The sequence below is a fragment of the Gordonia sp. LMA167 genome (assembly GCF_058130025.1).
In genome coordinates this window covers 2,311,760-2,326,498 of the sequence record NZ_CM176708.1, presented here as the reverse complement: position 1 = coordinate 2,326,498, position 14,739 = coordinate 2,311,760, and the positions used below count along the sequence as shown (strand labels likewise).

The 14,739-nt window shown below is 64.0% G+C and carries 10 protein-coding genes; 6 read left to right on the top strand and 4 right to left on the bottom strand.

Annotated features, from left to right (window positions below; translation table 11 throughout):
* Positions 1–10 precede the first annotated feature (10 nt).
* From ACVT6V_RS10450 to ACVT6V_RS10435, 4 genes are read left to right on the top strand one after another with little or no spacing between them, the layout of a single operon-like run.
* Positions 11–1,522 carry a class I adenylate-forming enzyme family protein gene (locus tag ACVT6V_RS10450; RefSeq protein ID WP_489899739.1) on the top strand — a complete coding sequence of 504 codons (1,512 nt, stop codon included), beginning with the start codon at positions 11–13 and terminating at the stop codon, positions 1,520–1,522.
* A gap of 50 nt (positions 1,523–1,572) precedes the next feature.
* On the top strand, positions 1,573–1,878 hold the full coding sequence (locus tag ACVT6V_RS10445; protein ID WP_005199568.1) for a hypothetical protein: 306 nt from the start codon (positions 1,573–1,575) through the stop codon (positions 1,876–1,878).
* The gene (locus ACVT6V_RS10440) at positions 1,871–2,962 is read left to right on the top strand and encodes a CaiB/BaiF CoA transferase family protein (protein WP_489899738.1); all 1,092 of its coding nucleotides are present in this window, start codon (positions 1,871–1,873) and stop codon (positions 2,960–2,962) included. The genes ACVT6V_RS10445 and ACVT6V_RS10440 overlap by 8 nt, the downstream gene beginning before the upstream one ends.
* Positions 2,963–2,998: 36 nt before the next feature.
* Complete coding sequence (locus ACVT6V_RS10435; protein WP_489899737.1) at positions 2,999–3,799, top strand: crotonase/enoyl-CoA hydratase family protein; 801 nt, start codon at positions 2,999–3,001, stop codon at positions 3,797–3,799.
* A gap of 205 nt (positions 3,800–4,004) precedes the next feature.
* On the opposite strand, the gene ACVT6V_RS10430 is transcribed toward ACVT6V_RS10435, so the two are convergent.
* Positions 4,005–4,865, bottom strand: a complete 861-nt coding sequence (locus tag ACVT6V_RS10430; RefSeq protein WP_489899736.1) for a 3-carboxyethylcatechol 2,3-dioxygenase — start codon at positions 4,863–4,865, stop codon at positions 4,005–4,007.
* Positions 4,866–5,104: 239 nt separating this feature from the next.
* Here ACVT6V_RS10430 and ACVT6V_RS10425 point away from each other — a divergent pair, with 239 nt between their 5' ends.
* Positions 5,105–6,784, top strand: a complete 1,680-nt coding sequence (locus ACVT6V_RS10425) for an FAD-dependent oxidoreductase (protein ID WP_489899735.1) — start codon at positions 5,105–5,107, stop codon at positions 6,782–6,784.
* Between the two features lie 577 nt (positions 6,785–7,361).
* Entirely contained in the window at positions 7,362–8,630 is a 1,269-nt protein-coding gene (locus ACVT6V_RS10420; RefSeq protein ID WP_489899734.1) for an ABC transporter substrate-binding protein, read from the top strand.
* Between the two features lie 595 nt (positions 8,631–9,225).
* On the opposite strand, the gene ACVT6V_RS10415 is transcribed toward ACVT6V_RS10420, so the two are convergent.
* From ACVT6V_RS10415 to ACVT6V_RS10405, 3 genes are all read right to left on the bottom strand, one after another.
* Complete coding sequence (locus tag ACVT6V_RS10415) at positions 9,226–9,987, bottom strand: ABC transporter ATP-binding protein (RefSeq protein WP_489899732.1); 762 nt, start codon at positions 9,985–9,987, stop codon at positions 9,226–9,228.
* Positions 9,980–12,742, bottom strand: a complete 2,763-nt coding sequence (locus tag ACVT6V_RS10410) for an ABC transporter permease subunit (RefSeq protein ID WP_489899730.1) — start codon at positions 12,740–12,742, stop codon at positions 9,980–9,982. Before ACVT6V_RS10410 ends, ACVT6V_RS10415 begins: the two co-directional genes overlap by 8 nt.
* Before the next feature lie 862 nt (positions 12,743–13,604).
* Complete coding sequence (locus ACVT6V_RS10405; RefSeq protein ID WP_489899728.1) at positions 13,605–14,681, bottom strand: phosphotransferase family protein; 1,077 nt, start codon at positions 14,679–14,681, stop codon at positions 13,605–13,607.
* Positions 14,682–14,739 lie beyond the last annotated feature (58 nt).

Here is a 14,739-nt window from a genome sequence, read left to right as displayed (position 1 = left end):
GAAGTCTTGCATGAGCATCTCGCTGATCCTGGACATGGCGGCATCTGGTCACCCGGACCGGACTGCCATCACGGTCGACGGCACCTCACTGACGTATGCGGAGTTCGGCGAACTGGTCGCCGGCGCAGCAAGTGTCATCGCGCGGGCGGACGCCAAGAACGTCGTCTTCCTCGGTAATTCCGGACTCGAGCTCCCCGTGCTGGTATTCGCCGCCGCCCATGCCGGTGTGCCGTTCGTACCGGTCAACTACCGCCTCGCCCGCGGGCAGCTCGAACAGCTGATTGCGCGTACAGAATCCCCGTTGGTCATCGCGGACCCCCGCTACGTCGCCGAACTGGCGTCGATCCGCGACGTCATGACGACCGACGCTTTTGCCTCCGCCGCCCGCACGGCTGCATCAGATCCGCTGCCCGCCGCGAACGTCGACCCGGACGATCCGGCGATCATCTTGTTCACCAGTGGAACCACATCCGCACCCAAGGGTGTGATCCTGCGGCACAGCCATCTGCTCAGTTACGTCATGAGCACTGTGGAGTACGGGGCGGCCGCGGAGACCGACGGTGCGCTCATCAGTGTTCCGCCGTATCACGTCGCCGGGATGGGCACGATCCTGACGAACATCTATGCCGGTCGCCGCCTGATCTATCTGCCCAACTTCGATGCACGCGCCTGGGTGGAGCTCGTCCGTCGAGAAGGTGCGACGTCTGCCATGGTCGTGCCGACGATGCTGGATCGTATCGTCGATGTGCTGGCAGGTAAACGCGCCGATGTGCCCACGCTGCGATCGCTCTCCTACGGCGGAGCACGCATGCCTCGGCCCACTCTCGAAGCGGCGCTGCGGGCATTCCCCGAGGCAGGATTCGTCAACGCCTACGGTCTGACCGAGACAAGTTCCACGATCGCGCTGCTGGGCCCCGACGATCACCGCGCGGCACTCGACAGTGACGATCCGGTTGTCCAGGCGCGTCTGGGCTCGATCGGCCGACCGGTTCCCGGCATCGAGATCCAACTGCGCAGCCCCGAGGGGCTCCCGGTCGCGTCAGGCGAGCAGGGCGAACTCTGGGTACGCGGGCCACAGGTGTCCGGGGAGTACATGGGTGCCGGCTCGGTGCTGGACGCCGAGGGCTGGTTCCCTACCAAGGATCTCGCGTACACCGACACCGAGGGTTTCCTCTACATCGTCGGGCGCAACGACGACACCATCATCCGCGGTGGCGAGAACATCGCCCCCGCCGAGATCGAGGACGTTCTCGTACACCACCCGATGGTCCGCTCGGTTGTGGTGGTCGGCATACCAGACGATCACTGGGGTGAGGCGATCGCTGCTGCGGTCGTCGTCGAGCCTGGCATGTCTGTTGATCCCGAGGAGTTGCGCACCTACGTACGTGAACGCCTACGCGGTTCGCGCACCCCGGATCGGGTCATCTTCCTCGACGACCTCCCGGCAACCGCAACCGGAAAGATTCTCCGCAAGAACGTGGTGTCGAGCATCGTCGAACCCACAGCGGAATCCCGCGCGTGAACGGCGCACAGAGCTCGACGTCGAACAGCACCAGAATCAAAGGAGAGATCGTGTTGAAAACCGGAAGTCGTCTGCAGAGCCAGGTATGCGGCACACAGGTGATCATCGTCAAGGCACCCGCAGGCGAATCGGAACTCGACTGCGGCGGCCAGCCGATGATCGACGTGACGAAGACACCGGCGACCGGGCTCACCCCGGCAGCGGGACTCGACAGCGGGACACAGCTCGGCAAACGCTACGTCGACCCCGAGGACACCGTCGAGGTCCTGGTGACCAAGCCCGGCACCGGAACCCTGTCGCTCGGCGGCACGCCACTGGACATCAAGAGCGCCAAACCCCTTCCCTCCAGTGACTGACCCGCACGCCGGGCCCCTCGCCGGTGTACGGGTACTCGAGCTCGCCGGCATGGGTCCCGGTCCTCACGCCGCGATGGTGTTGGCCGATCTGGGCGCCGATGTGGTCCGCGTACAGAGACGCGGCGGGTTGGCCACAGCCGGAACAGGATCGAGTGCCGGCCTGCGCGGACGAACCATCGTGGAAGCCGACCTCAGGAACCCCGAGGACCTCCGCGATGTGATGCGACTCGTCGCGCGGGCAGACATCCTCATCGAGGGCTTTCGCCCGGGCGTCACCGAGCGCCTCGGTCTCGGCCCCGTCGACGTCGCCGAGGTCAATCCACGGCTCATCTACGGCCGAATGACTGGATGGGGGCAGAATGGTCCACGGGCCATGGAGGCAGGCCACGACCTGAACTACATTTCACTGACGGGACTGCTGCACGCCGTTGGACGTCCGGGTGAGCGCCCGGTGCCACCCCTGAACCTCTTCGGCGACTTCGGCGGCGGTTCGATGTTCCTGGTGATCGGTCTCATCTCCGCTCTGGTCGAACGCCAGACCTCCGGACGCGGGCAGATCATCGATGCGGCAATCGTGAACGGCGCAGCGGCACTGGGGCACCTGTTGTGGGCCATGCGCGGGTCAGGACGGTGGTCAGATGACCGTGGCGAGAATGTCTTCGACGGCTCTGCTCCGTTCTATGACACCTACGAGTGCTCAGACGGCAAGTATGTCGCGGTCGGAGCCTTGGAGCCACAGTTCTTTGCGACGATGGTAAAAACCCTCGGCCTCGATCCCGCCGAGGTCGGCGCCCAACGCGAACCCGAGAACTACCCGCACATGCGTAAGCTCTTCGCCGAATGCTTTGCCTCTCGGTCACGGGACGAATGGGCAAGCGTCTTCGCCGGGGTCGACGCTTGCGTGACTCCGGTTTTGACCTTCGCCGAGGCCGAAGCCGATCCACAGATGGTCGCGCGCGGTGTCTTCACGACGATCGACGGGATCACCCAACCCGGGCCGGCGCCGTCGTTCTCGCGCACGTCCCCTGCGGTTCCCGCACCACCGCCAAGGCACGCAGTCGATGTCGCGGACGTCTGGCCGTGATCGCTGATTCGTGCACCACAACAATTTGGAGGAATCTTGACTGATACACCGGAGTCTCCCGCGCTGATCGAACGTCGCGGGCACGTCATGCTCATCACCATGAATCGTCCAGAGGCGCGTAACGCCGTCAATGCCGAGATGTGCATTGTCGTCGGCGATGCCCTGGCCGAAGCAGACAAGGACCCTGACGTTCGCGCCGTGGTCCTCACCGGCGCCGGCGACAAGGCGTTCTGCGCGGGAGCCGACCTCAAGGCCATCACCCGCGGCGAGGCGGTGATCCCACCCGGGCGCGAGCAGTGGGGCCTGGCGGGCTACGTCGGACATGCGATCAGCAAGCCGACCATCGCAGCAGTCAACGGACCCGCGCTCGGCGGTGGCACTGAACTCGTGTTGGCCAGCGATCTCGCGGTCTCCGCCGACACTGCGATCTTCGGGCTGCCGGAGGTGACACGGGGTCTGATCGCCGGTGCGGGCGGCGCATTTCGCCTCGCCGCGAAGCTACCTCAGGTCGTTGCGATGGAACTGCTGCTCACCGGCGAACCGATCACCGCTGCGCAGGCGCTCGAGCTGCACCTGATAAATCGGGTGGTCCCTGCAGGCGACGTGCTCGCCACTGCGCTGGCGCTGGCTGAGAAGATCGCGGCCAATGCACCACTCGCGGTAGCCGCTTCCAAACGAATCGCTCTCGCACAGAGAGAGTCCGGCGATCGACCGAACGAGACCATCGGCTGGGACATGACCAGCGCCGCACTCCCGGCGATCGCCTACTCCGAAGATGCCAAGGAGGGACCCCGCGCCTTCGCCGAGAAGCGGCCACCCGTGTGGCAGGGCCGCTGAAACTGCGCGTCACCAACGGAGACGGACTGCCCCACAGCGATTGCTTCGGGCAGTCCGTTCTGACGCCGGCCAGTTCAACCGCACGTCGAAATCAGCTCCTTTCTCAACACTCGTGAAGCGCGGCACCGGGTTCGGGATTGTCCGTGCGATTGGGAACGTCGTCGACCACCCGATTCCCTCCGGTGGCCTGATCAGATCAGCGGGTTCACCGCGACACCGCCAGCCCCATCCCGGTGATCCATTCCTCGACCGGCTGATAAACAAGCGCATCCAGCGGCGTGCCGCCTCCCGCGGCCCCGGCCGCCAGCCATGTGCGCACCTCGTTGGCGCCGACACCGGCCTGCGCGCGGGCATCATCGGTGAGCGAGACCAGTTCGGCACCGTCCCAGGTGGCCAACGCGTCCAGGAAGGCCTTGTCCCATTGCGGCTTGATCTTCGTACGCGCAGCTGCCGCGCCCTCGCGGATCACGCGGCGCCGCTCCTCGTCGCTGATGTCGTAGGCATCGAGCTCCAGACTCGGCGGCGAGTGAGACAGCCCGCCGGTCCCGATCACCAACACGCGGGCGTCCAGCGTGTCGAGAAAACGCCCGACCGCTTCCCCGAACTCCAGTACGCGCGCGGCCGCCGGCAACGGTCCGGTCGCGCAATTGATCGGCACCGGGATGACCGGGTAGCGTCCGAGGTCGCCGGTGAGGTCTCGTAGTGGTTGCGCGAAAGCGTGGTCGAGGGAGACGTCCCGGCAGACCGCGATATCGAACCGCGAGTCGAGTAGATGCACCGCGAGGTCCATGGCGACATCGGCCGGAACATTCAGTGTCCCTTCGTCATGGCCACCTTCGGGCAGGATGGTCGCGGACGTGGCCACGCCGAAGGTCGGGACCACGTGCCGAAAGGCACGGCGATGGTCGCCACCGAAGAGGATCGTGAAATCCGGGTCGAACGAGGTGATCAGTGCCCGCGCATCAGCCAGGCCGGCCCGGAACTCCGATCCGAACACATGCTCGGTGTCTCGCTCCATCCCCGGGCTGTGGCTCGCGCACACGACCAGTCGATTGCGTTCCGTCATGACCCTCCTCGTCGGTACGTTCGGTCGCCGCTGGAATGGCACCTGAACCATTAGTGACACTGACGTTAGATCAAATGTTCACTCCAGTCGAGCGCCACTTCGACGGGCCGTTGATCACGCCGTACGCTCGCAGCCGGCATAACGGCAGAAAGACGCATGGAAGGGTTCTTCTGCTACTTGACAGATCGAACCCTTGCCCCCAAAGTAGACGTAACTGTCAGATATTGGAGGACATCGCCGTGGCCTTTGTGATTTTGCAAGCGTGTTGCAACGACGCCTCATGCGTTGATGTATGCCCGGTCAACTGCATCCATCCGACGCCCGACGAGCCAGACTTCATGCGGACAGAGATGCTCCACATCGACCCGCAGACCTGCATCGACTGTGGCGCCTGTGTCGAGGCCTGCCCCGTGGAGGCGATCAAGGCCGAAGACGAGTTGGACGATCCCGAGCTCCCGTTCATCGAACTCAATGCCGAGTACTTCGACCTGCATCCGGTGCAGAGCGGTGAACTCGACGTGCCGAAACCGCTGTGGCGGAAGGCGGATTTCTCGCAGCTGAGGGTCGCCATCGTCGGGTCAGGACCTGCGGCATTCTATGCCGCGTCCGAGCTGATCGCACTCAAAGGCGTCCAGGTCGACATGTTTGAGCGCTTGCTGACACCGTATGGGCTCGTCCGCTCCGGAGTCGCTCCCGATCACCCGGGCACGAAGGCGGTGACCGACATCTTCCGGACCCTCGAGCGTCGCAAGAATTTCAGGTTGCACCTGGGGGTCGAGGTCGGTGTCGACCTGACGCATGAAGAATTGCTGGCACACAACCACGCTGTCATCTACGCAGTGGGCGCGTCGTCGGATCGTCGCCTCGGCATCGCCGGCGAGGACCTCCCGGGTAGCCACACCGCCACGGAATTCGTCGGCTGGTACAACGGCCACCCCGACTACGCAGATCGGACCTACGACCTCAGCGGTGAACGAGCCGTCATCGTCGGCAACGGCAACGTCGCTCTCGACGTCGCTCGCATCCTGCTCTCCGACCCGGACGACCTCGACCGCACCGACATCGCGGACCATGCATTGGAAGTACTGCGTGCGAGCAACATTCGCGAGGTGGTCGTGCTCGGCCGACGGGGTGTCGCACAAGCCGGATACACCAATCCCGAAATGATGGCCCTGCGCCATCTCCCCGGGGTCGACCTCGTGATCGATCCCGACGAGGTGCGCATCGATTCTGTGACGCAGGAGATCCTCGACGACCCCGAAACCGAGTCATCGGTCAAGGCCAAGGTCGCTTTGGCCCGCAAGGTTGCCGAGGAGGGCGGGGCCGGCTCATCGAAGCGTCTCGTCTTGAGATACCTCGCCTCCCCCACCGAGATCTCGGGCGAGGGTCACATCGAGTCCGTCAGCGTCATGCACAACAACCTCGACCGCAACGAGTCAGGAGCCGTCGTCGCGGTCGGAACGGATACCACCGAGGTCATCGACACGTCGCTCGTACTCCGGGCGGTCGGCTATCGTGGCGTGCCGGTACCAGGGGTGCCGTTCGACGACGCCCGTGGTGTCATCTCGAACGTCGATGGTCGGGTTGTCACACTGGACGGCGACGAACCAGTCCAGGGTGTCTACGCCACCGGATGGGTCAAGCGGGGGCCCTCAGGGGTCATCGGGACGAACAAGAAGTGCGCCGCCGATACCGTCGACCTGTTGCTGCAGGACTACGTCGCGGGCGCACTCGCCGCTCCCGCAGACGACTCGGAATCATTCGCGGACTTGGTGTCCCAGCGAGCGCCGCACGTCGTCGACTTCGCCGGCTGGTCCCTGATCGACAAGGCCGAGCGAGCCGCTGGAAAGCTCCGGAGGCGACCACGAGTGAAGTTCGTCGACGCCGACTCGATGATGGAGGTCGTGCGCGGGGACTGACACGTCCTCAACCCACGACACGAGGACCTCACCTATCAGACGACGGACATTTCCGCGGTGGAAGGACCGGCGGTGAAGGACCGGTGGTGCTCGACCACTGCCGCCCGAGGTGGACGATCAGCGTGTTGTCCTCTGCCACAATCCATCGACAGTCAACGGAGCGGAAGCCCTCCGGCGCCACCACCAGATCTCCTCAGGAGGTCTCAGCCCATCGCGACAGCACCTCGGGTGGCAGTGACCCGAGCCTAAGCGCACCTTTCTGACATGACTGGGTATCTTCTGTCCGCCTACACAAGCCTGACGCGCGCAGGGTCTTCGAGTCATCAACAATCCCCGAATCACGGAATCACCAGCGCACACAGCACGTCTCTGAGACGCCGGGACATAACAGTTGGATAACATTCCGAGAAAACGATAGGAGTGACCGCCGTCATAGTCCACGATTCAAGAGTCCGTATCTGACACCACGTCTCCCAGTGGATCCGATCTTCGCACCAACCCGAACGATTGGATACGAGACTCAATCCAACACCCATGTGCGGGCGCAATTCCGACGTCCCGATCTCAGGAGCACAGAATGAACAAGACAAGGACCGGCCGGCGGCTGTTGGCAACAACGTTGCTCTCTGCCGCCCTCACCGCAGGGATGGTCGCCTGTAGCAGTTCCGATGACGGCGGCGACTCGGCAGCCGAACCCTCGGCCAACGAATCCGTTCTGGGCACACCCAACAAGGCAACCGGAACTCCAGTGACAATCGGGTTCGTCAGCGAAGGCAAGTCGCCGACTATCGACACGAGCGACGAGATCCGTGGCGCCCAAGCCGCGGCCGCCTACGCCAACGACTACCTCGGCGGCATCGGCGGACATCCGATCCAGTTCAAGCCGTGTGAGGCACTCGCGCAGCCTGCCGTGGCAACCGATTGTGCGAACCAGATGGTCCAGGCCGGCGCCGCAGCGGTGGTCGGACCGACCCCGGGCGAACTCGACAACCTCGTCGACGTCCTGTCGCCCGCCGGTGTCCCGCTCGTCGTCCACAGCGGCACCACGCCGAAGGGCCTCAGCACCCCCGGGGTCTTCTCCCTGTCGAACGGCACCGCGTACTTCGCGATCACGGCCACCTCAGCCAAAGACGAGGGGCTCAAGGACACTCTCGCCGTGTCCATCGGCGTGCCGGGCGCAGAGGGACCCACCCGTGCGGTAGGCGGTATGGTTTGGGGTAATGCAGGTGTCGGGTACGATGTCGTCGGCATTCCGCCGGGCACCGCGGACATGACCCCGCAGATCAGTGCCGCAGGAGCCGACGCGGACAACTTCTTCGTCCTCGGCAATGACAGCTTCTGCACCAGCGCCTTCAAAGCAATCAAGACCACCAAGCCCAATACCCCGATCTTCGCCATCGATCGATGCATCAGCATCGGTGGCGGCAGCTCGATCCCGAACGGTTACAAGGACATCAATGTCGCGGCCGCACTCAACCTCAGCCCCGACGCGGCCGATTCTCAGCTGTACTCGGCGATTCTGGCCAAGTACGGCGACGGCGCAAAGTTCGGCCAGCTCTCGTCTGCCGGATACGCCCCGATGCTCGGCATGATCAAGGCACTCAACGCCGCCAAGGTCACCGACCCCACGAAGGAAACGGTCATGGAGGGTATGAAGACCGCGCCTCCGACGGAGTACCCGCTGACCGACGGAATCATGTTCCAGTGCAACGGCAAGCAGATCCCGATCTCACCGAATATCTGCAGCGCAGACGGCATCCTTGCCAAGGCCAACGAGAACGGCGAACTCACCGACTACAAGAAGGTGACCATCGACCCATCGCTCTACGCCAAACCCACCTCCTGATCAATCGCTCGAACTGATTTGGCCGCCAGCCCGTTTCGGGCTGGCGGCCAAATCCATTTGGGACGGAACCAGCCTCGGAGCGAGTGCCACGTTCCGCTCTGGAAGTCGGTCCGCATGTCGTTGTCGGGGTCGGTCGTCGCGCAAGTCCGATGGCCACTGCCGAATCGATCACTGCGCGCCCGATCGCCGTTTGACTGCTGGTTGCGTGTCCGCTTCGTACGGCACGATGACCGTCTTCCACGGCGCGGCAGGCAGAATGTGGGAGATCCCGCGACGCTGCGCCTGCGCAGTCGCCTTTCAGGCAAGCGGAACAGACTCAGGACGCTTCCACGGGCAGCTGCGTGGTCGCCCGCGTCAGATCGAGAGCCGTCGTACGGACCGTGAGATCCAACTGAGGATCGCGGGCACATTTGACTCCCGAGTTTGGTTCTCTCGAAACCGATCGGCTTCCAGGAGTGAAATCCGGTAGCTGTCGATTGGGTGTGAACAGTCTCGGAGAACAGGTCTTCCTCGCCATGAATGAGACATAGAGCCGGCCACCCCCGCGCACGGGGGTGGCCGGCTCTATCGGTGAACGGGCTCTGCCGATGAACTGTCAGACGGCTTCGCCCAGGTAAGCCTGCTCGAGCAACGCTGGGTCCTTTGCGAGGTCGTCGGCCGGCCCGCTCAGTCGCACACCGCCGTGCACGAGGACGAGCGCCTCGTCGGCGACCTCCAGAGCCAACTGCACGTGCTGTTCCACCAGCACTACAACGGCTTTGGTCTCATCCGCGATCCGACGCACGATTGGCAACAGCTCCTCGACGATGACCGGGGCCAATCCCATGCTCATCTCATCGATGAGAAGGGCGCGGGGATTCTGGGTCAGCGCTCGCGCCACGGCGAGCATCTGTTGCTCTCCACCCGACAGCGCCCCGGCATTGACTTTGATGCGCTTGGCAAGGGCTGGGAACATTTCCATGGCCGCATCAACATCGAGCCCTCCGGACCTCTTAGCGATCGTCAGATTCTCACGGACCGTGAGCGATGTGAACAACGCCCGATCATCCGGAACCAGCACCAGTCCATGACGGTTGGCTTCCGCAGGACGACCGCTGCGCAATTGTCTGCCCTCGACGACGACGTCGCCTCCTTTGCGGGGCAGCAACCCGGCCAAGGTGTTCATCAGAGTGGACTTCCCCGCGCCGTTGGGCCCCAGGATCGCCAGGACATTGCCGGCATGGAGCGAGAAGCTCACGTCTCGAACCACTTTGACCGAACCGTAGCCGGCCGACACCTCTCGGCATTCCAGGATCGGGCTTCCGGTATGCACAGGCTCTTCCGGTTTGCCCTTTCCGGCAAGTAGCACGTCAGCCATGAACCTGAGCCTCTCTTCCTAGATATGCTTCCGCAACTGTTCGATTTGACCGGATCTCCGCCGGGGACCCGGACGCTATGAGCTCACCGAAGTTCAGCACGTGAACCTCGTCGCAGATACTCAGGACCAGATCCATGTCGTGATCGACCATCAGAATCGTCACCCCACTGTCACAGATTCGTCGCAGTCGTTCTCCGAGCCAACGGCTCTCGGTGCTGTCCAGGCCACCTGCCGGCTCGTCCAGCAGCAACAGATTGGGTGAGCCGGCCAGAGCCCGTGCGATCGATACCAGCTGACGCTGTCCTTGTGACAGTTCGCCGGCTGGGCGCTCACTGATCTCAGTGATGCCCAGGAGTTCGAATACCTCAGTGAGGTGGCCGATATCGGTGTGTTCGGTCTTGACGTCGGGACGATGCACTGCGGCCGTTCGGCCCACCTTGACGTTCTCTGTCACGCTGAGATCGTCGTACAGCTCGATCGCCTGAAAGGTACGGCCGAGGCCCGCACGAATCCGATTGTGCGGGGCGAGCCCGCCCATGGACGACCCCGACAGTGTGACGTCGCCGGTGTAGTCCGCAAATCCGGTGATGGCATCCATGAGTGTAGTCTTTCCGGCACCGTTCGGACCGATGAGCCCCACCAGCGCACCCTTCGGAACGTCTAGCGATACGTCCGACAGCGCAACCGCACCACCATATTTCACCGACACATCGGTGAGGGTCAGCTCGGACTGCCCCGTCCGATCGAGAACCCGCGGCTGGGCCGGAAGCTCCTCGATGGGAATGGCATCCGTGGCATGCGCATCCGGAGAGGCCTTGGCCTTGTCCCGCAGCGCTGCGGCCCGGCGGTTCGCCAACACACTGTGTGCCGGGCCCACGATGCCCTCGGGGTTGAGGATCACAGTGAAGATCAGCAGGACGCTGGAGACCACGACATACCAACCACTCACCGACCACAGTTCGTCGACGAAGATGAATATCAGCCCGTTCGCGGCGGAGACCCCCGCCAGGATGCCGCCGGCAACCGAGGTGATACCGGCCAGGTAGACCGTGGCGAAGAGCGCAACGCCGGCCATCGCCGAGTACGAGTCGAATGTCACGGTCTGCTGTTGGTAGGCCAGCAATGAGCCGCCGATGCCGGCGATGAACGCACCAATCGCGAAAGCCAGAATCTTGACCCGGACGACACTCACACCGGCTGCGGCAGCGGATCTCTCGTTTGCCCGGACGGCCAGCATCTCGGTCCCGAGTCGACTGCGCCGTAGCAGCGCGACCGAGACAGCGACCGCAACCAACACCAGTAGCACCAGCACACCGAACGTCACCCGCGGATACGCCAGGCCCTGACCAATGCTCAGGTCCCATCCGAACAGGCTGGGTTTCGGCGCCTCGACGCCACTGGTGCCGACGATGTCGCCGTTGCGGAACCAGATCGCTTCGACCGCAAACGCCATTGCCAGCGTCACCACCGCGACTGTGAGACCTCGAATCCTCAGGGCCGGAAGTCCAATCACAACGCCGAGCGCTGCCGCGCAGATCGCAGCCACAAGCGGAGCGATCGGGAACGGAAGATGGAAGGTGTTGGCGATGGGTCCGAGCAGGAAGCCCGCGACTCCGGCGATCGTCAACTGGGCCAACGATACCTGACCGGCGTACCCGGTGACCACGACGGAAGACAACGCGATGATGGCCATGATGAAGCTGACGATCAGCCCCGTGCGCATGCGGTCGTCGAGCAGGACCAGCGCCACGATGCCGACGATCGTCATCACCACGGCGGTAGGAGCCACGTGAAGTGGCCGGGGGGCACGTCCCAGGGTTTGCAGGATGATCTCGCCACGTGCAGGCAACGGCTTGGCACGGATGAGCAGCACCGCCAGGATCAAGATCAATGGCACCAGTTCGGGCAGACCGGCGGACGGCAAGAAGTCGTATTGGGATGCCAGGTACTGCGCCTCGGACTGCAGCATGCCCACGGCGAGACCGGCGAACACTGCGACCACGACGAGGTCGAAGCGTGCCAAGATCGCGGCGGCCAGCGCCGGCACGATGAACAGGGTGTAGGCAACCGGTACCAGCGGGACGATCGGCGCAATCAGGATTCCCGCCAGACCCGCGACCGCAGAACTGAGCATCCAGTTGTATGCAGCGATGCGGTCGGGCGAGATCCCGCTGACGTACGCACCGCGTTCGGTCTCCGCGGATGCCCGAGTCGCTAGCCCGAACTTGGTATAGCGGAAGACCAGTGCAAGCAGCACGGACAGCACCACGATGGTCAGCGCGAAGTAGAAGCGGTCGGCCGACAACTGCAGGTCACCGGCCTGCCAGACGTCCGTCGGGAAGATGGGGCTCACCTCGACCGGGTCCGTACCGAGTTTCTGGGCCACCAGGCCGGCGATCAGCAGCGAGATGCCGAGTGCGGCCACTGCTCGCGCCACCAGAGGTGATGTACGCAATGGCCTGAAGACCAGCAGATAGAGGACCAGGCCAAGCAACGCGGCGATCACGAGGGACAGGCCCATCGCAGGCCACATTCCCATCGGTGTGCCCAGATCGATCGAGTCCACGCCGGGGATCAGCACGAGCAGTTGCCCCTGCCGAAGAAACGCGTATGTGTACGCGGTGTACAACGCGATCGCTCCAGTTGCGAAGTTCACGACCCCGGAGCTGCGATACGTCAGGACGATCGCGAGCGCCAGGGCACCGAAAACTGCGCCGTTACCCAGTCCGAGAAGCAAAAACACCAGATGCTGCATTGTGACGACATTCCTCACCGGAGACCACTTGAAAGGTGACACTGATGTTAGATCATACTGCGACGTACGTCACCCCCTTGGCCCAGATTGATGTGGTTCACAGTGCGGCGTGACCATCGGGCACGGGAACGCGCGCCCGCTCCTCGGCCATCACAGCTGGCGCATCTCACCTGTGACCCTTTGGAGCGCGCGGCACGCTCCTGGACGGATACGGCTGTGGCGCAGCGAGCTCCGTCCACTCTGGCCTGGCGAGCCTGGAGTTGGATGCCTGCGATTCGGGGATAGCCAGCGTGTTTCTGTTCCACACCTGTTGACCGACTCCCTCGAGGCGCTCGACCTGCGAGATGCGACTGTCGTCCATCCCGATTGGGGTGGAGGCCTGTTCCTGACCGCGATCGGTCGCGACGAACGAGTAGGAGCGATGGTGATCCTGCCCTGCGAGGCCTTCGACAACTTCCCACCCGGCCGGATGCCGAGGCGCTGCGCCGTTTTGACGGCGACACACTGGTGCTCTGGTCGGACATCCGGGTGATGCCGCCCGACCACGGACGGCGTCTCGCCGCACTGATTCCCGGCGCGGGGTAGATCGGCGCGTTTCAGGTCGAGCGACGGGAAACCGCGGACATGTGATGGGGCCGGAGCGTCTACGCGGGTCTCGATACGCCCTCGGCTAGCGCCTCGGGCTACTCGACCAGCAACCTCCTCAGGAAACCGGACGGGAACCCCCCTCCGCTGGTCGAGTAGCGACGAACAGAGTGAGGAGCGTATCGAGACCCGGCGAACTTGCCCCTTCGTGACGGCCCTCCGCTAGCGCTCCGGACCTCCTCAGGGACCGGATGGGAACCGCTCCGGGTGGGGACGGTCAGGACTTACCGATGAGCCTGTTGAGTCGACCCTCCACCGCGCCGACCGATTTACCGATGAGTGCGAACGCCTCGTTGGTGGTCTGCCCGTGGTAGTAGCGGTAGTAGATCTGCTGCGCGATCACTGCGAAGCGGAACTGCCCGAAGGCCTCATACCAGCGCCATTTGTCCGGGGACATGTCGAAACCCATTCGCTCGCAGTAGAGTTCGACGAACTCGGCGCGGGTGATCATGCCGGGAAGATTCGTCGGCACACGACGCATCAACTGAGTTTGCTCGTCGTCGTCGGCCTGCACCCAGTACGCCATCGATCCGGCCACGTCCATCAGCGGATCGCCCAGCGTCGCCATCTCCCAGTCCAGGATGCCGATGACGCGGGTCACGTCGTCCTCCGAGAAGACCACGTTGTCGAGCTTGAAGTCGTTGTGGATCACGCAGTTTGCGACGTCGTCGGGTTGGTTCTCGGCCAGCCAGACCATCACGTCCTCGTAGTCCGGGACATCGTCGGTGCGGGCGTTGCGGAAGCGGGTCGACCATCCGTCCACCTGGCGCTTCACATAGCCGAAGCCCTTGCCCAGATCGGTGAGGCCGGCGGCCTCCACGTCGACCGAATGCAGTTCGACGAGAGTGTCCAAGAAATTCAGGCACAGCGCCCGCGCCTGCTCGGCCGAGAGCGGCACATCGGCGGGCCATTCCTTGCCCGGGATGATGCCGTCGAGCTTGCCCATCACGTAGAAGTTCGAACCCAGCACAGATTCGTCATCGCAGAACGCCACCATCGGCGCGATGTAGGGCAGCACCGGCGACAGCTTCGACTGGATGCGGAACTCGCGCCCCATGTCGTGGGCGCCGCGCGCCTTGGTGCCCGCCGGACCACGGCGCAGGATCAGCTCACGCGTCGGATAGGTCAACAGATAGGTCAGGTTGGACGCGCCGCCGGAGAACTGCTTCACCTGGGGGGTTCCGTCGAGTCCGGTGGGGTCGTCGGCGTGCTCGCGTAGCCAGTTCGCCACGACCTCGACGTCGAACGCATCCTCTGCACGCACCTCGCGTGCGCCCGCGACCTGACTGCTCATCTGTCACTTCTCCTCGTCCACGAATCCACCAGTCCTCGATCCGACGTTAACCCACGCA